Below are 21,159 nucleotides of genomic sequence, written 5' to 3' on the forward strand. Positions count from 1 at the left end.
GGGTGACCTTCTCCTTGATGTCGACGAGGTGGACGATCCCCTCCTCCGTCGTCACGATCGGGACATTGTAAGTGTCCCACTCGAAGAGGACCTGGCCCGTCTTCACCTCCGAGCCGGAGACGTGGTAGATGATCGTGCCATAGCGCGGCGTATATCGATCGAGCACCGATCGATAGCGGTAGAGCGGCTTTCCGGGCGTCACCTTGTCGCCGTCCCTGACGAGCAGGAGGTAGCCGCGCTCCAGCTCCCGCGACTCCAGCTCCGCTCCCTGGCGGTCGACGATCGAGAGACGCGCGAAGCCCGTCCTGTCGGTGATGTCGACGACCTGGAGAACGACCTCGTGCGTCTCGGGGTCCTCGACCTCCTTCGTCTCGAGGCTCGCCGGGATCTTGACGGTCCCGTCCTGCTCGGCCACGCGGGTGGAGTGGGAGCGCGACCTCAGCAGCAACTCGCCGCGATGGCCCACGTTGACATACCGGCCGTCCTCGCGGTGGACGACCGTCAGGGCCGGATACTCGAGAATCCCGTCGCTGTCGGCCGTCACGGTCGATTGCTCGACGATGACGCTGGCGGTGCCGCCGATGTGGAAGGTCCGCAGCGTGAGCTGGGTTCCGGGCTCGCCGATGCTCTGGGCGGCAATCACGCCCACCGCCTCGCCGATGTCGACGGAGTTCCCCGTGGAGAGGTCGCGCCCGTAGCACTTCGCGCAGACTCCCCTCCGCGACTCGCAGGTCAGCACCGACCGGATCTTCACGCGATCGACTCCCGCGACATCGATGAGTTCGGCCTCGCGCTCGGCGATCATCGTCCCTTCCGGAATCAGAACCTGGCTCGCGCGCCGGTCCCAGACATCCTCGGCGGTGAAACGGCCCAGGACGCGGTCGACGAGCGGCTCGACGACCTCCTCTCCGTCCTTCAGAGCGCCCTTCTCGAGGCCGAGGATCGTCCCGCAATCCTCCTCGCTGATGATCGCGTCCTGAGCGACATCGACCAGGCGCCGGGTCAGGTATCCCGCGTCGGCGGTCTTGAGAGCCGTGTCCGCCAGACCCTTGCGCGCGCCATGCGTCGAGATGAAGTACTCGAGAACGGTCAGCCCTTCCTTGAAGTTCGAGAGGATCGGCTGCTCGATCGTGGCCCCCGCGCCGCCGGTCACCCTCTTTTGAGGCTTCGCCATCAGTCCCCGCATGCCGGCGAGCTGGCGGATCTGCTCCTTGCTCCCGCGGGATCCGGAGTCCGCCATCATGAATATCGGATTGAATCCGTCATCGACGCTGCGCAGCCCCTCGATGGTGACTTCCTCGATCTCGTTGCGGACGCGCGTCCATGTTCCGATCACCTTGTTGTAGCGCTCGTTCTCGGTGATCGCGAGATCCCGGTGCTGCCGGTTGATCTCGTCGACCTCCTTGTTCGCCCGGGAGATGATCACGGGCTTCGCCCCGGGGACGATCAGGTCGTCGATGCCCACCGTGATGCCGGCCTTCGTCGCGTATGTGAAACCGAGATCCTTCAGCCTGTCCAGGAAGACGGCCGTCCGCTCGTTCCCGAACCGGGCGAAGCAGATTCCCACGAGCTCCTCGAGGGCCTTCTTGTCGAAGGTCTTGTTCATGAACCCGAGCTCGGAGGGGACGACCTCGTTGAAGAAGATCCTCCCGGTCGTCGTATCGGTGAGCTCCCCGCGGAGCCTGACCCGGATCATCTGGTGCAGCTCGATCTGCCCGTGCTCGTGGGCCAAGCGGACCTCGTCGACGGACGAGAAGACCTGCAGGCGTTCTCCGGGCGGCCGCGACTTGGTCAGGTAGTTGCAGCCGAGGACGATGTCCTGGCTCGGGGTCGCGACGGGCCGCCCGCTCGCGGGCAGCAGGATGTTGTTGGTCGAGAGCATCAGCTTGCGCGTCTCGATCTGCGCGATGAAGGAGAGCGGCACATGGACCGCCATCTGGTCGCCGTCGAAGTCGGCGTTGAAGGCCGTGCAGACCAGGGGGTGGATCCTGATCGCCTTGCCCTCGACGAGCACCGGCTCGAAGGCCTGGATCCCGAGGCGGTGGAGCGTCGGCGCCCGGTTGAGGAGCACGGGGTGATCCCTGATGATCTCCCCGAGGATCTCCCAGACCTCAGGCTTCTCGCGCTCGACCAGCTTCTTGGCGCTCTTGACCGTCTGGCCGGTCTCTTCCAGCTTGCGGATGATGAAGGGCTTGAAGAGCTCGAGGGCCATGTTCTGCGGAAGGCCGCACTGGTGGAGCTTCAGCTCCGGCCCCACCACGATGACCGACCGCCCCGAGTAGTCGACCCGCTTGCCGAGCAGGTTCTGGCGGAAGCGGCCCTGCTTCCCCTTCAACATGTCCGAGAGCGACTTCAGCGGCCGATTCCCCTGGCCGCGGACCGCCCTGGTCCTGCGCCCGTTGTCGAAGAGCGCGTCGACAGCCTCCTGCAACATCCGCTTCTCGTTGCGGAGGATCACCTCGGGGGCGCGGATCTCCATCAGCTTCTTCAACCGATTGTTGCGGTTGATGACGCGCCTGTAGAGGTCGTTCAGGTCCGAGGTGGCGAAGCGGCCTCCCTCGAGCGGCACGAGCGGGCGGAGGTCGGGCGGCAGAACCGGCAGAACCGTCAGGATCATCCACTCGGGCTGGTTCTTGCTCTGGCGGAAGGCCTCGACGATCTTCAAGCGCTTCAGGATGTCCTTGCGCCGCTGGACGCTCGTCTCGATTCTCACCTGCGTCCGCAGCTCGGCCGACAGCTCGCCCAGGTCGAGCTGCTCGAGGAGCTTGCGGATCGCGCCGGCGCCCATGTCGGCCTCGAACTTGATGTTCGAGTCGGCCTTCAGCTCCTGGTACTGCTCCTCCGTCAGCAGCTCGTGCTTGCGGTAGGGGCTGTTGCCCGGGTTGATGACGACATAAGACTCGTAGTAGAGGATCCGCTCGAGATTGCGGACCGTCATGTCGAGAAGATGCCCGATCCTGCTCGGGACGCCCTTGAAGTACCAGATGTGCGAGACCGGCACGGCGAGCTTGACATGCCCCATCCGGTCGCGACGGACATTCGCCTGGGTGACCTCGACGCCGCACTTGTCGCAGATGACGCCGCGGTAGCGGATCATCTTGTAGCGGCCGCAGGAACACTGCCAGTCCTTCACGGGGCCGAAGATCCGCTCGCAGAAGAGACCGTCCTTCTCCGGCTTGAACGATCGGTAGTTGATCGTCTCCGGCTTCGTCACCTCGCCGTGGGACCACTCGAGGATCGTCTCGGGCGAGGCCAGCTTGATCCTGATCGAGCTGAATGTGAACCGGCGCCGCGTCTCCCTCTCCCCGCGGCTCGCGGCGAAGGGCGGCAGCTCGGGTCCGCCCATCGGGGGGAGCCTGAGGCTGAACTCCGGGGTCTCGGGGATTCCCTTATCGCCTGTTTCAAACACGGTTCGATTGACCTCCCTACTCGCAAACCACGTCGAGACAGAGGCTCTTGAGTTCCTTGACCAAGACGTTGAACGACTCGGGGACGCCAGGCTCGGGGGGGTTCTCCCCCTTGACGATCGCCTCGTAGATCCGGGACCGTCCCTGGACATCGTCGCTCTTGACCGTCAGCAGCTCCTGAAGGGTGTAGGCGGCGCCGTAGGCTTCCAGCGCCCAGACCTCCATCTCGCCGAAACGCTGGCCGCCGAACTGGGCCTTCCCGCCCAGCGGCTGCTGCGTGACGAGCGAGTAGGGGCCGATCGACCGGGCGTGGATCTTGTCGTCCACGAGATGCGAGAGCTTCATCATGTAGATGCACCCGACGGTCACCCGGTGATCGAACGGCTCGCCGTTGCGGCCGTCGTAGAGCGTCGTCTTGCCGTCCTCGGGCAACCCCGCCTCCCGCAGGCAGGCCTTGATCTCATCGACCGTGGCCCCCGCGAAGACCGGGGTTTCCGCCATGAAGCCGAGATGATGCGCGGCCCAGCCGAGGTGCGTCTCGAGGACCTGCCCGATATTCATGCGCGACGGAACCCCGAGGGGATTGAGGACCATGTCGACGGGCGTGCCGTCGGGAAGGTAGGGCATGTCCTCCTCGGGGACGATCTTCGCGACGACGCCCTTGTTGCCGTGGCGCCCCGCCATCTTGTCGCCCACCGAGAGGCGTCTCTTCTTCGCGATGAAGACCTTGACCAGCTTCACGACGCCCGGCGGAAGCTCGTCGCCCCTGAGAACCTTGTCGATGTCCTTCTCGAGCTGGCGGTCCACCTTCTGCAGCGCGATGCGCGCCGCTTCCATCTGCTGCCAGAACCGTTCGTTCGCATCCGGGTCGCGCGCGACGGGGGAACGCCACGGCAGGTCGTCGAAGTCGACGTCCTCCAGAGACGTGAAACTCCCCTTCCGGCCCGCTCGGAAGATCAGCCTTCCCGTCGAGGCAGACTCGAAGCGCTCGAGGATCTCGCCTTCCAGAATTCGCTTCAGCTCGTCGTTTCGCGTCTCGATCAGCCGGTTCTTCTCCTTGCGGGCGAGCCGCTTCAGACGATCCTGCTTCTGCCTCTCGATGCGCTTGGTCGAGTCGTCCTTCTCCTTCCTCGAGAAGACCTTGATATCGATGACGACGCCCTCCATCCCCGGAGGCGCCTTGAGGGACGCATCGCGCACGTCGCCCGCCTTGTCGCCGAAGATCGCGCGCAGCAGCCGCTCCTCGGGCGTGAGGTCGGTCTCCCCCTTGGGGGTCACCTTCCCGACCAGGATGTCGCCCGACTTCACCGGCGCGCCGATGCGGATGATCCCTTCCTCGTCGAGGTAACGCACGGCCTCGTCGCCGACGTTCGGGATCTCTCTCGTGATCTCTTCCATGCCGCGCTTCGTGTCGCGGACGGTGAGCTCGAACTGCTCGATGTGAACGGAGGTGAAGAGGTCGCGCTTGATCAATCCCTCGCTCACCACGATCGCGTCCTCGAAGTTGTACCCGCACCACGGCATGAAGGCGACCAGCACGTTGCTGCCCAGGGCGAGCGTCCCCTTCGCCGTGGCGGGGCCGTCGGCGAGGACATGCCCGATCTCGACTCGCTGCCCCTCGCGAACGATCGGCCTCTGGTTGATGCAGGTGTCCTGATTCGAGCGGCGGAACTTGGAGAGAGGATAGACGTCGAAGCCCGAGTACTCCGTGAAGTCGTGAACGAGGTTTTCCGCCCCGTCCGGGCGAATCACAATAGTGTCCCCGGTCACCGACTCGACGACACCCGGCCTCTTCGCGAGGACCATCGCGCCCGAGTCATGCGCCACCTTTCTCTCGAGCCCCGTGCCGACCAGCGGTGCTTCCGTGACGAGCAGGGGCACCGCCTGTCGCTGCATGTTCGAGCCCATGAGGGCCCGGTTCGCGTCGTCGTGCTCGAGGAAGGGGACAAGAGCGGCGGCCGGGCTGACGAGCTGCATCGGCGAGATGTCCATGTAGTGGACCTGCTCGGCCGTGACCGGCGGGAACTCGCCCTTGTAACGGCAGGCGATCGACTCGCTCTGGAAGTTCCCGCGCTTGTCGGTCGCCGCGTTCGCCTGGGCGATGATGTACTGGTCCTCCAGGTCCGCCGAGAGGAACTCGATCCTGTCCTTCTGGACGATCCCGTCCTTCACCTTGCGGTAGGGGGTCTCGAGGAAGCCAAGCTCGTTCACCCTGGCATAGGTCGCCAGCGAGGAGATCAGCCCGATGTTCGGGCCTTCCGGGGTCTCGATGGGGCACATGCGGCCGTAGTGGGTGTAGTGCACGTCGCGGACCTCGAAGCCGGCCCTGTCGCGCGTGAGCCCTCCGGGCCCAAGCGCGCTCAAGCGCCGCTTGTGCGTGAGCTCCGCCAGCGGATTGGTCTGGTCCATGAACTGGGATAGCTGCGAGGACCCGAAGAAGCTCTGGATCACGGCCGAGATCGTGCGCGCGTTGATGAAATCGTAGGCGGTCACCGACTCCGGCTCTTGCAGCGACATCCTCTCGCGGATGATCCGCGCCATCCTGGCCAGCCCCGTGTTGAACTGGTTGCAGAGGAGCTCGCCCACAGACCGGACGCGGCGGTTCCCGAGATGATCGATATCGTCGGTCTCAGCGCCCCCGCCTTCCTCCTCGCTTATCCTGAGGGTCAGCAGGTAGCGCAGTATCGCGATGAAGTCCTCCTTGCAGAGGGTCGGGCAGTCGATATCGGGCACCGAGAGCCCCCAGCGCTTCATCGGCTCCTTGCCGCCCAGGAGCTGGACGTAGTTCAGCTTCTGGTTCAGCTTGTAGCGTCCGACCTTGCCGAGGTCGTAGCGCTTTGGATTGAAGAAGAGGCGGCTCAGGATCTCCCGCGCGCTCTCCATGCGAGACGGCTCTCCCGGCCGCAGGAGGGCGTAGATCTTCGAGAGGGCTTCCTCTTCCGTCTTGCAGTTGTCCCGCTTCAGCGTGTTGCGGAGGATGTCCGCGTCTTCCTGCAGCGGAATCACATAGAGACGGATGGCCTCGATCCCCGCCTTGGCGAGGTTCTTGAGCTTCTCTTCCGTGACCTCCTCGTTGCACTCGAGGAGGACCTCGCCGGTCTCCGTGTCGACGATGTCCTCGGCGGCGATCCGACCGACCAGCGCCTGGAGCTTCTTCGACTGGGGACTCGGGATCTGCGCCTCCTCTTTCGAGTAGAAGAAGTCCAGGATGTCCTGGTCGGAGACGATCGAGAGGGCCTTCAACAGCACCGTCGCCGGAACCTTGCGCTTGCGATCGATGTGGACGTACATGACGTCCTTCACGTCGATCGAGAACTCCACCCACGAGCCGCGGTAAGGGATGATCCTCGCGGTGTAGAGACGCTTGCCGTTCGGGTGGACCGTGCTGTCGAAGAAGACGCCCGGGGATCGGTGCAGCTGGCTGACGATCACCCGCTCGGCGCCGTTGATGATGAAGGTCCCCTTCTCGGTGATCATCGGAAGCTCGCCGAGATAGACCTCCGTCTCCTGGATCGACTTGTCCCTCTTGACTCCGTCGATCTCCTCCCGGACGCGAAGGCGAAGCGTCACCTTCAGGGGAACCGAGAAGGTGAGATCCCGCTCCTGGCATTCGTCCATGCTGTACTTCGGATCGCCGATCGAGTAGCCGACGTACTCGAGCGAGTACATGCCCCTCGTGTCGGTGATCGGGAAGACAGCGTTGAACACCTCCTGGAGCCCCTCGTTCTTTCGCTCCAGCATCGGGATTCCGACCTGGAGGAATTTCTGGAACGAGTTGATCTGGACGTCCAGAAGATTCGGGATCGGGACATTCCAGCGATCGCTGATCTTGCTGAAACTGCGCGTCGGTCGCCCGACCATCTCCATAGGAGAATCTACCCCCTGGCCCGCTCGGACGCGGACCTATTTGATCTCGACTGTGGCTCCTGCTTCGGAAAGCTTCGTCTTGATCGTGGCGGCCTCTTCCTTGGAGACCTTGTCCTTCAGGGGCTTCGGAGCGCCGTCAACAAGCTCCTTGGCTTCCTTGAGACCCAGACCGGTGACCTCGCGGACGACCTTGATCACCTGCAGCTTCTGCGCGCCGACTTCGGTCAGGATGACGTCGAACTCGGTCTTCTCCTCCACCTCGGCGGCGGGAGCGCCCGGCATGGCCATACCCATCGCCATGACGGGTGCGGCGGCGGTGACGCCGAATTCGGTCTCGATCTCCTTCACCAAGTTGGCGATGTCGACCATCGTCGCGTTCCGGACCCAGTCCAGAACCTGCTCTTTGCTGATTGTCTCAGGCATCGGATTGAACCTCCCTAGTAACGGACCTAGCGCCGAAAACCGGCTGACCGGGGCTTCAGGCCCCCTTCTTCTTTGAAACCTGATCCAGAACGCCGACCAGATCGCGCAGCGGCGCGTTGAGCACGCCCACGAACTGGGTCAGGGGCCCTTGGAGCACGCGGAGCAGCTGGCCCAGCAGGACGTCCCGCGGGGGCAGCTTCGCCAGTTGCTTGATGTCGTCCTCGCCGTAGATCTTGCCGCTGATGCAGGCGATCCGAACGCTCGGCAGCTTGTGCTCCTTGATGAACGCCTCGAGGATCTTGGCGGGAGCGATCTCTTCCTGCATCGGCAACAACACCGCTGTCGGCCCGTGAAGATGCGGCAGCAGCGTCTCGTAGCCGCTCTTGGCGACCGCGAGGCGGAGCAGCGTGTTCTTCACGACCTCCACGTGGATGCCGGCCTTGCGCATCTGCCTTCGCAAGAGGCTGACCTTCTCGACCGTCAGGCCCGTGAAATCCGCGAGGTAGACCGCCTTGGACAGCGTGATCTTATCCGTGACCTGCTCGACCTTTGCGGCCTTCTCATGCCGTTTCATCGCCCCTCCTACTTGGTCGCGCCGACGGCTTCGGAGGGATCTACCCGGATCCCGACGCCCATCGTCGATGAAATGGTGAGACTCTTGAGGTACTGGCCCTTGGCGGCAGGGGGCTTGAGACGGACGACCTCGGCCAAGAAGGCCCGGATGTTCTCCTCGAGCTTCTCGGAGCCGAACGAGGCTTTTCCCACCACCGCGTGGAGGTTCCCAGCCTTGTCGACACGGAACTCGATCTTGCCCGCCTTGGCCTCCCGCACCGCCTTGGCGATGTCGAAGGTCACCGTCCCGGCCTTCGCGTTCGGCATGAGACCCCTGGGCCCGAGGATCTTTCCCAGCTTTCCCACCTCTCCCATCATGTCCGGAGTGGTGATCACCTGGTCATAGTCGAGCCACCCTTCGCGGATCTTCGCGACCATGTCGTCCGAACCCACGAAGTCCGCGCCCGAGGCCTCCGCCTCCTTCAGCTTCTCCCCCTTCGCCAGGACGAGGACGCGTACGGTCTTGCCTGTCCCGTGGGGCAGGACGACGGTTCCGCGGACCATCTGGTCGGCGTACTTGGGATCGACTCCCAGCCGCGCCGCGACCTCGATGGTCTCGTCGAACTTCGCCCGCGCGTGATCCTTCACGAAGGCGACGGCGCCCGAGAGCTCCACGCTCTTGAGCTTCGCCGCCTCCTCCCGGATCTTCCTCAGTCGTTTTCCTCCGGATCGAGCCATTCATCCTCCCTTCGCGGGGCGCCGCCTCCCCTCCGGCTTTAGTCCTCTACAACGATCCCCATGCTCCGTGCCGTACCGGAGACCATCGACATTGCGGCGTCGAGATCGTTCGCGTTCAAGTCCGGCATCTTCAACTGCGCGATTTCGCGGACTTGTTGCATCGTGACCGTGCCGACCTTCGTCTTGTTCGGTTCCCCCGAGCCCGAGGCGATTCCGGCGGCCTTCTTGAGCAGGACGGCGGCCGGGGGCGTCTTGAGGATGAACGTGAACGAGCGGTCCTTGTAGATCGTGATGACGACCGGGATGATCATCCCGGTCTGCGTCTGGGTCGCGGCGTTGAACTGCTTGCAGAACTCCATGATGTTGACCTGGTGCTGTCCCAGGGCCGGCCCGACCGGAGGCGCCGGATTCGCCGCGCCGGCAGGGATCTGGAGCTTTACCATTGCCGCAACCGCCTTCTTCGCCATTCTCTCCTCCAACCGGGCCCGCGACTCGAAGCCGGGCCCTCGCCGGACGCGCTAGATCGACTGCACCTGCATGAAATCGAGCTCGACAGGCGTCGCGCGACCGAAAATGCTCACCATGACGCGGACCTTGCCGCGGTCCGAGTTGATCTCGTCCACGGTCCCCACGAAGTCGCAGAAGGGGCCGTCGACGACTTTGACGCTCTCGCCCACCTTGAAAGGAACCTCGGCGTGAACCCTCTCCCGCTCGGGCGTCGCGTGCCCGCGGATCCTCGCGATCTCCAGCTCGGAGAGCGGCATCGGGTTCTTCTCGTTGCCCGCGTCGCCCACGAAGCGGGTCACCCCGGGGATATTCTCGACCAGATGCTTCGTCTCCTCGCTCATCTCCATCTCGATGAGGACATAGCCCGGAAACGTCTTGCGCTTGGTGATCGTCTTCTTGCCGTTCTTCATCACGGCGAAATTCTCTGTGGCCACCAGGATCTCGCCGAAGCTCTCCTGCTGCAGGGCGTACTGGATCGCCTTCTCGAGATTCGTGCGCACCTTGTTCTCGTGACCCGAGTAGGTGTGGATCGCATACCACTTCTTGGCCATCAGTGCCTCTCGGTCCGCCGGGCGGCGTGCATATCCCTCGCAGGTCGGATCATCTAGAGGACCGCCTGCACGCCCTTGCTGATCACGATGTCAACCGCATAGATGAACAGCGAGATCAGGAACACGGCGACGATGACGACGATGGTCGACTCGCGAAGCTCGTCGCGGCTTGGCCAGGTGACCTTGGTGGCCTCCACCTTCACCTCGCCCAGGAACTTGTTGAACCTATCGACAGCCGACATTCAGGCTCCTCCGACGCTTGGCCGCTCCCCCGCGAACCGCGAGAGACTGAGAGACTCCACCCGATCGTCTGGACGGCCTCCGGAGCGGAAGCCGCATCCCCGCCCTACCCAACCTCCCTACGCCTCCGGTCCGGCCCCTGCTATCGCGTCTCCTTGTGGGGCGTGTGCTTCCTGCAGAAGGGGCAGAACTTGCTGTACTCGACCCTGTCCGGGTGGAGTTTCTTGTTCTTCGTGAGATTGTAGTTGCGCTGCTTGCACTCGGAGCAGGCCAGGGTGATCTGTTCGCGCATCGCGCTCTCCTTGCTCTCCCGGCTCTAGACCGGTCTGCATGTATCCGGGACGCTCGCCTTCCGCATCCGCTCTCGTCTACTCGAGGATCTCGGTCACGACGCCCGCGCCGACCGTCTTGCCGCCCTCGCGAATCGCAAACCGCAACTCCTTCTCCATCGCGATCGGCGTGATCAACTCCACTTCCAACTTCACATTGTCCCCGGGCATGACCATCTCCCGCTCGTCCAAGATCTGCACCACGCCCGTCACGTCCGTCGTCCGGAAGTAAAACTGCGGACGATACCCCTTGAAGAACGGCGTGTGCCGCCCCCCCTCCTCCTTCGACAAGATGTAAACCTGACCGTGAAACTTCTTGTGCGGCGTCACGCTGCCAGGCGCGCACATCACCATCCCACGCTCCAAATCGTCCTTCTCCACTCCCCGCAACAACAACCCGATGTTGTCCCCAGCCTCCGCGTAGTCGAGCACCTTGCGAAACATCTCCACGCCCGTCACCACGCACTCGCGCGTCTCCCGCAAACCCACTCGCTCCAACTTCTCCCCAGTCCGCACTCGACCACGCTCCACCCGACCCGTCCCCACCGTCCCACGACCCGTGATCGAAAACACGTCCTCAATAGGCATCAAAAACGGCTTGTCGATGTCCCGCTTCGGCGTCGGTATGTAACTGTCAATCGCATCCAACAACTCCATGATGCACTTGATCGTCTCCGGATTCGTCGGATCGTTCATCGCCTTCAACGCGCTGCCCCGAACAATCGGGATCTCGTCACCGGGAAACTCGTACTGCTTCAATAGATCCCGAATCTCCCACTCCACGTACTCCACGATCTCCGGATCGTCCACCATGTCCACCTTGTTCAAAAAGACGATGATGTACGGAACCCCCACCTGCCGCGCCAACAAGATGTGCTCCCGCGTCTGCGGCATCGGCCCGTCCGCCGCCGACACCACCACCACCGCCCCGTCCATCTGCGCCGCGCCCGTCACCATGTTCTTCACATAGTCCGCGTGCCCGGGACAGTCCACGTGCGCGTAATGACGCTTGTCCGTCTCGTACTCCACGTGCGCCGTCGCGATCGTGATCCCCCGCGCCTTCTCCTCTGGCGCATTGTCGATCGAGTCAAACGTCCGCACAGACGCCAAACCCCTCTGCGCCAACACCATCGTCATCGCCGCCGTCAATGTCGTCTTCCCATGATCCACGTGACCGATCGTCCCCACGTTTACGTGCGGCTTCGTCCTCTCAAACTTCTGCTTGCTCATAGTCCGAGCATCTCCTCCTTGGGTGTCCCTCGGTTCCTAGGTCAAGACATTGGCAGCAGGATGGGCCGACCTTGGGGGGCGGCCGCCCTGCAGACCGACAGGCGTTTCCAACTGAGCCCACGACCAGAATCGAACTGGTGACCTTTTGCTTACCATGCAAATGCTCTACCGACTGAGCTACGTGGGCCTACAGCGTATCTGGAGCGGGAAACGGGATTCGAACCCGCGACCCTCAGCTTGGAAGGCTGACGCTCTACCACTGAGCTACTCCCGCACCGCAAGTTCCCCACAACCGGCTCTCCGCCTGGGACCGATGCCATGAGATTGGGGAGGGAAGGATTCGAACCTTCGAAGGCGTTACGCCGACAGATTTACAGTCTGTTCCCTTTGGCCACTCGGGAACCTCCCCGTTCTCTGCACCTCCCGCGATTCCTTGAAGAAACAGAACGAAGACCTTCCTAAGCATCTCTGCGAGGCGGAGACCCAAGCCGCCGGCGACAGATGGACTCAGGACGACCATGGAGCTGGCGAAGGGATTTGAACCCCCGACCTGCTGATTACAAATCAGCTGCTCTACCCCTGAGCTACGCCAGCGATCGTGGGACCCTATCCGTCACCGATACCCGGAAAAGGGCATACGACCCTAACGGCACGAACCCAAGGGATTCGATCCCGCGCGGGACGCACGGCGGCTGGTTCACTTCAAGGAAGACCGCTCAGCGCGCGGGAAGCGCGCGCCATGCCGTCAAAGATGTTAATCCTACCGGCCGCCTAACCGCTGTCAACAAAATAGTATCCGGGAGGACGGCTCGATTATGCCGAACGAGATGCGAACATATGTCGGTATATTGTCGCTCAGGCGCCGGCGATTGCCGCCCGCGAATGTTACCCATTGTAACGAACGGTCGTTCGGCCTTCTCTGTCCTCCACTATATACCCTGCCTGGAGAATCTCCTTGCGGAGCCGATCGGCCTCCGCCCAGTCCTTCCGCGCCCTCGCCTCCCCCCTCAGGCGCACCAGATCGAGGACCTCAGGAGGCGCCTCGCATCGGTCCGGCCTGGAGAGAAGGTCGACGCCCATGGCCCGGGAGAGATCGACAAGGACCCTGCGCCCCCCCTCGATCGCCTCACGCTCGGCGTTGCCCTGACCGGCCGCGCACCACCGATTGACGGCTCTCGCCAGGTCGAAGAGATGCCCCATCGCCTTGGCGCTGTTGAAGTCATCGTCCATCGCCTCCGTGTAGAGCCGGATCGCCTCGCGGGCCTCGTCCGATCCGGCATCCTCGGGCGCGGTCGGTTGGTCGACCGCATCCGGCGGGAGCGGACCCAGCGCCTCGGCCGCGGCGTCGAGCGCCCCGGTCAGGCGGCCGAGGGCCTGCTCCGCCTCCGCGAGGCGCTCCTCGCTGAACTCGATCGGGCTGCGGAAGTGCGTCGACTGCAGATAGAACCTCACGACCCGCGGATCGACTTTCGAGCAGACATCCTCGATCAGGAAGAAGTGCTTCGTCGACTTCGACATCTTCTCCCCGCCGAGGAGCACGAGGCCATTCTGGACCCAGTAGTTCGCGAACGCCAAGCCGGTGGCGCACTCGGACTGCGCGATCTCGTTCTCGTGATGCGGGAAGATGAGGTCCAGCCCACCCCCGTGGAAGTCGAAGGTGTTTCCGAGGTACTTCATCGACATCGCGGAGCACTCGATGTGCCAGCCGGGCCGTCCCGCGCCCCAGGGGCTCGGCCAGGAGGGCTCTCCCTCCTTGGCGCCTTTCCAGAGCGTGAAGTCGAGGGGATTGTCCTTCTGTTCGCCGATCTCGATGCGCGCTCCCGATCTCAGCTCGTCGATCTTGCGGCCGCTCAGCTTGCCGTAGTCGGGGAAGCTCTCGACGCGGAAGTAGACGTCGCTTCCGGCCGGATAGGCGTGCCCCTTCTGGACGAGGGCGCCGATCAGCCCCAGGATCTCGGGGATGTGCTCCGTCGCCCGCGGGTAGTGATCGGCCGGCAGGATCCCCAGCTTGCCCACGAAGTCGAGGTAGCAGTCCATGTTGCGGCGGGCGATGTCGCGGTAGTCGGTCCCCTCGTCCCTAGCGCGGTCGATGATCTTGTCGTCCACGTCGGTGAAGTTGTTGACGTAGGTCACGCGGTAGCCGGATCGAAGCAGGTGGCGGCGGATCAGATCCCCCGCGATGGAGGCGCGCATGTGGCCGACGTGAGGTTTGTCCTGCACCGTCATGCCGCAGACGTACATCCCTACCCGGCCAGGCTGCGCCGGCCGGAACTCCCGCTTCTCCCGCGTGAGGTTGTCATAGACCTTGAGAGCCATGCGCGCTTACCCTCCCGGCGCCATCGAAGAGAGACGCCCCTCCTGGCTTCGGCGCTCCCGAGGCCGGAGTGAGTTCGTGAAGAGACTCCACGCTACCGCTTCGGATTGGTCCTGCGCAAGCCGCCGGGGGCGGTCGAGAGGCGCGCGGCGGCGCGACGCCGAGCGGCGAACAGGGTCGTCAGCGGCGCCGCGCGAGAAGACCGAGAAAGGCCGTGATGAACTTGCCGGGGTCGACGCTCGAGTGGATGAACCGATTGACTCTGCCCAGGACTTCCGCCGGACCCAGGGCGGCGAGATCCTGGCTTCTCAGCGACGCCCGAAAGGTCGACATGAGAAGGGCCGCGGGCGCCCCCTTGCCCGAGACATCCGCCACAGTGATCCCGACCTTGCTATCCTCGAGAACGACGCAGCTCCTCCTCCAGCCGCTGCGTCTCGCGTTCCTTATCGCGGCTCCTCTCGAGCCCCTCGGCCATTTCGTTGAAGGAGCCGGCCACGCTCCAGAGCTCGTCCCTTCCCTGCAGCGGGATCCTGTGGCCCAGATTCCCCCCTCGCAGCGCTTCCGTGGAGGATCGGCTCCGCGAAAGTCGCCGAGGAGCTCACCAGGAGCTGATAGACTTTCCACTCCCCATCCTCTCGAAACAGGCAGGAAAGGACCGAGCCTCCGGGGAGCCCCTCCCGTTCCTCGAGGCGGGACCGATGCTCCGGCTGAACCCGTCGCTCCCCACTCCGCCCAACTGGACGCCGCCGCCGGCGTGCCCCACCTCGACTGCCGGGTTCACGCGGATCGCGACCCCCGCAACGCGGCTGATCCAGTCGATGCGGAGCGAATCGACGGGGGCCAAGGCCTCGATCGCGAGCCTGGAGCCATCCCGGGTCGTGTCGAGGCGGGCGCGGACGAAGAGGGTCTCCTCATCCCACAAGAGAGGGACATCCCTCGAGGCCGCATCCGCCAAGAGGAGCGAGTCGGGCGCGAACGGCACCGGAGCCCCGTGGATCTCGACGGGGCCGTCGCCCGAGCGCGCGATCAGCGTCTGGCGGGCCGCCGCATCCCAGAACGGCATGCGCATGCCTCCGGGCGGCAGGTGGAGCTCCTCGATGATGTGCCTGCGCGCTTCTCCCGAAACGTTGACCAGGTACTGGGAGCCGATCGACCCGCGATAGGTCGAGAGAAAGAGCGCTCCGGCGAGGAGCACGAAGAGGATCGCGAAGACGAAGGGGACGATCCCGGCCAGCAGGTGGGACACGATCAGCCGCCTTCCGATCCGGCGGATCGAGAGATGGATGCGCGCCCCGGCGGCGGGCGCGGCCAGAAAGGCATAGAAGGCCGTCATGGCGCCGCAGATCAGCGAGAACCGCATGAGCTTCGGCATCAGGAGCGTTTCCTGCAGGGGAGTCCATGAGATAGCCACCGTCTGCAGCGGGATGTGGACGAGCGCGCTCACGGAGGCGATGGCGAGCCAACCGGCGGAGAGCGAGGAGCGCCAGCGGAAGGACCACAGCCAGGGGATGGCCAGGAGGGCCCACCAGCTTCCCCCTTCCCCTCCTGAGAAACCGGGCGCGCCGATCCCGACGATGAAGAGAACGGCCCAGACGATCGTCCGCCGCCCGCGGGGCCGCTCCCAGAGCGTGAGCCCGATGAAGGCGCGGAACAAGAGGACCGCGCCGAGCGAGCGTTCGCCGCGCGGGGCTGCGGGAATCTGTCGGGGCCCCCGCACGAGCCGGGCGAGCGCCTCAGATACGATCCAACCGCTCTAGGGCGCGCGTCGGTCCGCGGACCTCAACCTGACGAGCGAGACCGCCTGAGCGGCGATCGCCTCGCCCCCGCCGATCGCGTCGACTCCCTCGTTCGACTTGATCTTGACCGAGACTCCGCCTTCATCGATGCCGAGGGCGCGGGCGATCCCCGAGACCATCGCATCGCGGTGAGGAGCCAGTCTGGGCCGCTCGGCGATGACGACCGCATCGATGTTCTCGATGACGGCTCCGGAGTCCGCGAGAAGAGAGGAGACGCGAGAAAGGATCGCGGCCCCCGACACGCCCGCCCACTCGGGGGCGGTGTCCGGAAAGAGGCGGCCGATCTCCCCCAGGCCGGAGGCGCCGAGGAGAGCGTCGGCGATCGCGTGACAGAGAACATCGCCGTCGGAGTGGCCCGCGAGGCCCCGATCATGCGGGATCCGCGCTGTGCCCAGCATGAGGGGACGCCCCGCCTCGAGACGGTGCAGGTCGTAGCCGAGACCGACCCGCATGCGCTCGTCCGCGCCCATCACCTCATCTCGCGAGCGCGCAGCAGACGCTCGACGAAGAGCTTGTCCTCGGGAAACGTCACCTTGAGGTTCTCGAGATCGCCGGGCACGATCCGGATCCGATGGCCGGCGGCCTCGAGGAGCATCGCGTCGTCGGTCACGGCCCGCCCTTCCCGCGCGGCCCGAGCGTGCGATTCCCTGAGCGGGCCCAGGCGAAAGACCTGCGGCGTCTGAGCGCCCCAGATTCCCTCGCGGCTGACCGTCGCCGAGATCCACGACTCCTCGACCCGCTTCAGCGTCTCGCGCGCGGGGAGGGCGGGGAGCGCGCCCGCGGCGTCCGGGTAATCGGCCATCGCGCGCAGGCACCGCGAGATCAGAAACTGCGACACGAGGGGACGGGCCGCGTCGTGGATCAGAACGACCGTGGAGGGATCCTCGCGGAGGGAATCGGGCAGGGCTTCGATCCCGTGATGGGATGAGTCCTGGCGCCGCACGCCTCCCTCGATGAGCTTGACCCTCTCCGCGAGACCCATGGGTGCGAGCACGTCCGTCCGGCAGCGGTCGCGCGCCGCCTCCCCCGGGGCCAGCACCACGATCACCTCGCCGATCGAAGGATGCCGCGCGAAGGTCTCGAGCGACCAGCAGAGGAGAGGACGGCCGTGGATCGGGACGAACCCCTTCTGCGCCCCCGCTCCCAGCCGGCGGCCCAAACCCGCCGCGAGCAAGATGGCATGCCCCTTCACTCCATGCGTGTCCATCGCGGTCACCGGGACCTCCCTTCCCTCTGGAGCCCCGCGCCCAGGGCCTCCGCCACAGTCCTGACGCCGCGCAAGGTTATCCCATCCACGCGCGCCAGATCCGCACGATTCGCTTCCGGCAGCAAGACCTGTTTGTAGCCCAGGCGCGCAGCCTCGCCGATCCGGCGCTCCGGATGGGCCACCCGCCGGACCTCGCCCCCGAGCCCGACTTCCCCGACCACGACCATGTCGGGCCACGTGGGGAGGTCCCGCACGCTCGAGGCGATCGCGAGGAGCACGCCGAGATCGACGCCCGGCTCCTCCACGCGAAGCCCCCCTGCGACATTCACGAAGACATCGTGTCGGCCCGTCTCCACGCCTCCCCGCTTGGCGAGGACCGCGAGGAGGACCGCCAGGCGCTTGGCGTCATAGCCGATCGCGACCCTCTGCGGCGCCGCCCACTGGCACTCGTGAACGAGAGACTGTACCTCCATCAAGAGGGACCTGCTCCCCTCGAGGCTCGCGACAACGACTGAGCCGACCGCCCCCGCCGTCCTCTCGCTCAGGAAGACCTGGCTCGGGTTCGGAACCTCGCGCAGGCCGTCGTCCCTCATGTCGAAGACGCCGATCTCGTGCACTCCCCCGAAGCGGTTCTTGACGCTCCTCAAGATCCGGTAGTGCTGGTAGCGCTCCCCTTCCATATAGAGGACGGTGTCGACCATGTGTTCGAGCGTCCTCGGCCCCGCGAGGGTTCCCTCCTTCGTGACATGCCCGACGAGACAGACCGCCATGTCGCGCCGCTTCGCGAGCTGCATCAGGGAGAGGGCCGATTCCCGGACCTGCAGGAGCGACCCCGGCGCCGAGGGGACGGATGGAAGATAGGCCGACTGGATCGAGTCGATCACCAGGACCGCGGGGGCCGCGGACTCCACGACCTCCGCGATCCGCGAGAGATCCGCCTCCGCGCACAGAACGAGTTCGCCCGGCACCCCCTCCAGCCTCTCCGCCCGCAGGCGGACCTGTCCCTCCGATTCCTCGCCCGACGCATAGAGGGTGCGGACGCCGCGCGCGACAAGCGCGCCCGCGGCCTGAAGGAGGAGCGTGGACTTGCCGATGCCCGGGTCCCCCCCCAGGAGAACGACGGAACCGGGAACGATCCCTCCGCCCAGGACGCGATCCAGCTCGCCGATCCCCGTCGCCATGCGCGGCGCGGCCCCCAGGGGGATTTCGGAGAGGCGCTTCGCCCCGACGGCGCCGCCGATCCCGCCCGCCAGCGGACCGCCACGGCGCGTCTCATCCGTTGTCGGAGGCGTGTAGGCCGTGAGGGAGTTCCACTCGCCGCAGGAAGGGCAGCGGCCGTACCACTGGGAGTGGGAATCGCCGCATGCGCCGCAGAGAAAGACCTTCCGCGAGGGTTTGGGCTTTCCCGCCCCCCGCGCGCTCTCCGTGCGGCCCGCCACGATCCCGGCCTATCCCGCGAAGTACTCGTCCGTCCGCGTGTCGATCGGACGGAATCGCGTCAGCTCGGAGTCGAAGTAGAGCAGGACGGTGTCGATCGGCCCGTTGCGGTGCTTGCCGATGATGACCTCCGCGCGGCCGCGGAGCTCCTCTCGCCGCGCCTCCTTGGCATAGACCTCCTCGCGGAAGAGGAAGATCACCAGGTCGGCGTCCTGCTCGATCGCCCCCGATTCGCGGAGGTCGGCGAGAACCGGACGCTTGTCGTCGCGCCCCTCGACTGCGCGGGAGAGCTGCGAGAGGGCCATGACCGGGATTCCCAGCTCCTTCGCGAGCGCCTTCAGGGACCGCGAGATCGAGCTGATCTCCTGCTGGCGGTTCTCCACCTTGGCGAAGCCGCGCACGAGTTGCAGGTAGTCGACGATCAGGAGGCCGATGTTCTGCTCGCTCTTCAGACGCCGCGCCTTCGCGCGGATCTCCATGATCGAGGAGGCCGGCGTGTCGTCGATGAAGATCGGCGCCTGCGTCAGAATCCCCGCCGCCTGGATCAGGTTCCCCCACTCGTCCTCGTTGATGAATCCGGTCCGGAACCTGTGCGCGGGGATCTCGCTGCAGGAGGCGAGCAGACGCTGGACGAGCTGATCGCGCGACATTTCGAGCGAGAAGACGCCGACCGGGATCTTGAGCTCCGAGGCCGCGTGCTCGGCGACATTCAGGCAGAAGCTCGTCTTCCCCATCGAGGGCCGGCCCGCCACGATGATCAGATCGGACGGCTGGAACCCGGCGGTGAGGCGATCGAGATCCGAGTAGCCGCTCGGCACGCCCGTGATCGCCCTCTTCGTCTCGAAGGCCTGCTCGAGGACGGTGATCACGCGGGGCAGGAGCGCGCGGATGGCGATGAATCCCTTCTTCATGCGCGGATCGCTGACGGCGAAGATGAGCTGCTCGGCTTGATCTATCAGCTCCCCCGAGCTGCCGGCTCCTTCATAGGCCTTGCGAACGATCTCCGTCCCCGTGTGGATCAGCTCGCGCATGACGTACTTCTCGAGGACGAGATTGCAGTGGTGCTCGATGTGAGCGGCGGTGGCGACCGAGTCCTGCAGCGACGAGAGCGCGGCGGTCCCTCCCACGGCCTCCAGATGCCCGCGTCCGCGGAGCTCCTCGGCCAGGCCGATCAGGTCGATCGCGATCCCCCTCTCGTAGAGGGATGTCATCGCGTCGAAGACCTTCCGGTGGGCGTCCCTGTAGAAGCAATCGGGACCCAGGATCTCGACCGCGCGTCCGACGGCCTCCTTCTCGAGCAGCATCGCTCCTAGGACGGCCTGCTCCGCCTCCAGATTCTGCGGGGGGATCCTGACGCCCTGGGCGAACTCCTGCTGCGTCTCTTGCGCCAATTCAGACTCCTACTCCGCGTCGAGGCTCGCGCGGACCTTCTGGACATCCTCCCAGACCATCGGCTTGAGGCCCGGGTTGCGGAGCAAGGCCGCGGGGTGATAGGTGGGAATCACCTTGGCGCCCCTCCACGGGAAGATCTGCCCTCGGACCGCCTTCATCGGCTGGCTCTGCCCCGTGAGGAGCAGCGTCGAGTGCCGCCCCAGCGTGCAGATCACCTTCGGGCGGAGAAGCTCGAGCTGCCGCATCAGGAACGGGGAGCAGGTCACCACCTCATCGGGATGCGGGTCGCGGTTCCCTGGGGGTCGGCACTTCAGGACATTGCAGATGTAGACCTGGTCCCGCTTCAGGCCGATCGCGTCGATGATGCGGGTCAGCAGCTCGCCGGCCCTTCCGACGAAGGGAAGGCCCTGCCGGTCCTCTTCGGCGCCCGGGGCCTCTCCAACAAAGACCAAGGGGACGCTGGCCTCCCCCATGCCGAAGACGACCGCGTTGCGCCCCTCGTGCAGGGGGCAGCTCGTGCACTCCCGCGCATGCTCCGCGAGCGCATCGAGAGCCTCTTTCCACTGCGGCTCGCGTCCGGTCGCGGCCGGGGGCGGCCCCCACTTGGGGCGCGCGGCGCTTTCCTGCCGCGCCGCGCCGGATCTCCCCGCGGAAGATTGCGCCGGAGCCTGTCGCGGGGATTGAGGCATGAGGCGGGCGGGCGGGCGCGCGTAGCCGTGCGCGGGGCCCTGCGCGGGATGCTCTCCCGAGCCGGGGCCCGCGGCCGGCCGGCGTGTCGAGGCGGGCGCGCCGGCCGCGCTCCTCTCCAGAGCGTCTCGGAGCGCGCTTCCCAGAGCGGGATCGCACCAGTAGTGGATCCCGCCTCTGCGCTCCTGCTCCATCTGCATCCGGATCAGCGCGAGGATCCGCTCTTCTGCCCCTGATGTCGCCATCGATCGCTACTTGCCCTTCTTGCCCGCCGCGCCGCTGCCGGAGGGGCCGGAGCCTGCCCGCCGATCCCCTCTGCGCGCGGACGGCCCTTCGCCGCGGGACCTCAACTCCGCCACACGCATGAGAATCTCGCGCGCCACTTCCCGCTTCTCTGCCGGTCGACGCGCCTCCTCCCTCCCGTCCGGATGGAGGAAGACGACCTCGATGGTCTCTCCGCCGAACTCGCTCCCCGGCCGGAG

18 protein-coding genes and 4 tRNA genes are annotated in these 21,159 nt (G+C 65.6%); all 22 read right to left on the reverse strand.

Features of this window, described 5'->3' with window-relative positions; translation table 11 throughout:
• On the reverse strand, positions 1–3,346 hold a 3,346-nt coding region (gene rpoC / locus FJY88_05420; protein ID MBM3286775.1), incomplete at its 3' end, for a DNA-directed RNA polymerase subunit beta'.
• A 79-nt stretch (positions 3,347–3,425) separates the two neighbouring features.
• Complete coding sequence (rpoB, locus tag FJY88_05425) at positions 3,426–7,268, reverse strand: DNA-directed RNA polymerase subunit beta (protein MBM3286776.1); 3,843 nt, start codon at positions 7,266–7,268, stop codon at positions 3,426–3,428.
• A gap of 42 nt (positions 7,269–7,310) precedes the next feature.
• Positions 7,311–7,685 (reverse strand): 50S ribosomal protein L7/L12, encoded by a 375-nt coding sequence (locus FJY88_05430; GenBank protein MBM3286777.1) that lies wholly within the window; start codon positions 7,683–7,685, stop codon positions 7,311–7,313.
• 67 nt (positions 7,686–7,752) lie between these two features.
• A complete protein-coding gene (locus FJY88_05435; protein ID MBM3286778.1) occupies positions 7,753–8,271 on the reverse strand; it encodes a 50S ribosomal protein L10 in 519 nt (172 codons plus the stop codon).
• 8 nt (positions 8,272–8,279) lie between these two features.
• Positions 8,280–8,987, reverse strand: a complete 708-nt coding sequence (locus FJY88_05440; protein MBM3286779.1) for a 50S ribosomal protein L1 — start codon at positions 8,985–8,987, stop codon at positions 8,280–8,282.
• A 38-nt stretch (positions 8,988–9,025) separates the two neighbouring features.
• Positions 9,026–9,454 (reverse strand): 50S ribosomal protein L11, encoded by a 429-nt coding sequence (rplK, locus tag FJY88_05445; GenBank protein MBM3286780.1) that lies wholly within the window; start codon positions 9,452–9,454, stop codon positions 9,026–9,028.
• 51 nt (positions 9,455–9,505) lie between these two features.
• A complete protein-coding gene (nusG, locus tag FJY88_05450) occupies positions 9,506–10,045 on the reverse strand; it encodes a transcription termination/antitermination factor NusG (protein MBM3286781.1) in 540 nt (179 codons plus the stop codon).
• A 53-nt stretch (positions 10,046–10,098) separates the two neighbouring features.
• Entirely contained in the window at positions 10,099–10,287 is a 189-nt protein-coding gene (gene secE / locus FJY88_05455) for a preprotein translocase subunit SecE (GenBank protein MBM3286782.1), read from the reverse strand.
• A gap of 140 nt (positions 10,288–10,427) precedes the next feature.
• Positions 10,428–10,577, reverse strand: a complete 150-nt coding sequence (gene rpmG, locus FJY88_05460; GenBank protein MBM3286783.1) for a 50S ribosomal protein L33 — start codon at positions 10,575–10,577, stop codon at positions 10,428–10,430.
• Positions 10,578–10,653: 76 nt separating this feature from the next.
• Positions 10,654–11,844 (reverse strand): elongation factor Tu, encoded by a 1,191-nt coding sequence (tuf, locus tag FJY88_05465; GenBank protein ID MBM3286784.1) that lies wholly within the window; start codon positions 11,842–11,844, stop codon positions 10,654–10,656.
• A 114-nt stretch (positions 11,845–11,958) separates the two neighbouring features.
• A tRNA-Thr gene (locus FJY88_05470) sits at positions 11,959–12,031 on the reverse strand.
• 12 nt (positions 12,032–12,043) lie between these two features.
• Positions 12,044–12,118: transfer RNA gene (locus FJY88_05475), tRNA-Gly, on the reverse strand.
• A gap of 51 nt (positions 12,119–12,169) precedes the next feature.
• Positions 12,170–12,253: transfer RNA gene (locus tag FJY88_05480), tRNA-Tyr, on the reverse strand.
• A gap of 110 nt (positions 12,254–12,363) precedes the next feature.
• Positions 12,364–12,438, reverse strand: a tRNA-Thr gene (locus FJY88_05485).
• Positions 12,439–12,729: 291 nt separating this feature from the next.
• Positions 12,730–14,160 (reverse strand): cysteine--tRNA ligase, encoded by a 1,431-nt coding sequence (locus FJY88_05490; GenBank protein MBM3286785.1) that lies wholly within the window; start codon positions 14,158–14,160, stop codon positions 12,730–12,732.
• A gap of 178 nt (positions 14,161–14,338) precedes the next feature.
• Positions 14,339–14,782, reverse strand: a complete 444-nt coding sequence (locus tag FJY88_05495; protein ID MBM3286786.1) for a hypothetical protein — start codon at positions 14,780–14,782, stop codon at positions 14,339–14,341.
• The gene (locus FJY88_05500; GenBank protein ID MBM3286787.1) at positions 14,757–15,875 is read right to left on the reverse strand and encodes a hypothetical protein; all 1,119 of its coding nucleotides are present in this window, start codon (positions 15,873–15,875) and stop codon (positions 14,757–14,759) included. Before FJY88_05500 ends, FJY88_05495 begins: the two co-directional genes overlap by 26 nt.
• 36 nt (positions 15,876–15,911) lie before the next feature.
• On the reverse strand, positions 15,912–16,406 hold the full coding sequence (gene ispF, locus FJY88_05505) for a 2-C-methyl-D-erythritol 2,4-cyclodiphosphate synthase (GenBank protein ID MBM3286788.1): 495 nt from the start codon (positions 16,404–16,406) through the stop codon (positions 15,912–15,914).
• A 17-nt stretch (positions 16,407–16,423) separates the two neighbouring features.
• Positions 16,424–17,170 carry a 2-C-methyl-D-erythritol 4-phosphate cytidylyltransferase gene (gene ispD, locus FJY88_05510; GenBank protein MBM3286789.1) on the reverse strand — a complete coding sequence of 249 codons (747 nt, stop codon included), beginning with the start codon at positions 17,168–17,170 and terminating at the stop codon, positions 16,424–16,426.
• On the reverse strand, positions 17,167–18,600 hold the full coding sequence (gene radA / locus FJY88_05515; GenBank protein MBM3286790.1) for a DNA repair protein RadA: 1,434 nt from the start codon (positions 18,598–18,600) through the stop codon (positions 17,167–17,169). Before radA ends, ispD begins: the two co-directional genes overlap by 4 nt.
• A gap of 9 nt (positions 18,601–18,609) precedes the next feature.
• Positions 18,610–19,947 carry a replicative DNA helicase gene (gene dnaB, locus FJY88_05520; GenBank protein MBM3286791.1) on the reverse strand — a complete coding sequence of 446 codons (1,338 nt, stop codon included), beginning with the start codon at positions 19,945–19,947 and terminating at the stop codon, positions 18,610–18,612.
• A gap of 51 nt (positions 19,948–19,998) precedes the next feature.
• On the reverse strand, positions 19,999–20,679 hold the full coding sequence (locus tag FJY88_05525) for a uracil-DNA glycosylase (GenBank protein ID MBM3286792.1): 681 nt from the start codon (positions 20,677–20,679) through the stop codon (positions 19,999–20,001).
• Between the last annotated feature and the right edge of the window lie 480 nt (positions 20,680–21,159).

The sequence above is a fragment of the Candidatus Eisenbacteria bacterium genome (assembly GCA_016867495.1).
In the GTDB taxonomy this organism is placed as follows: Bacteria; Eisenbacteria; RBG-16-71-46; order CAIMUX01; family VGJL01; genus VGJL01.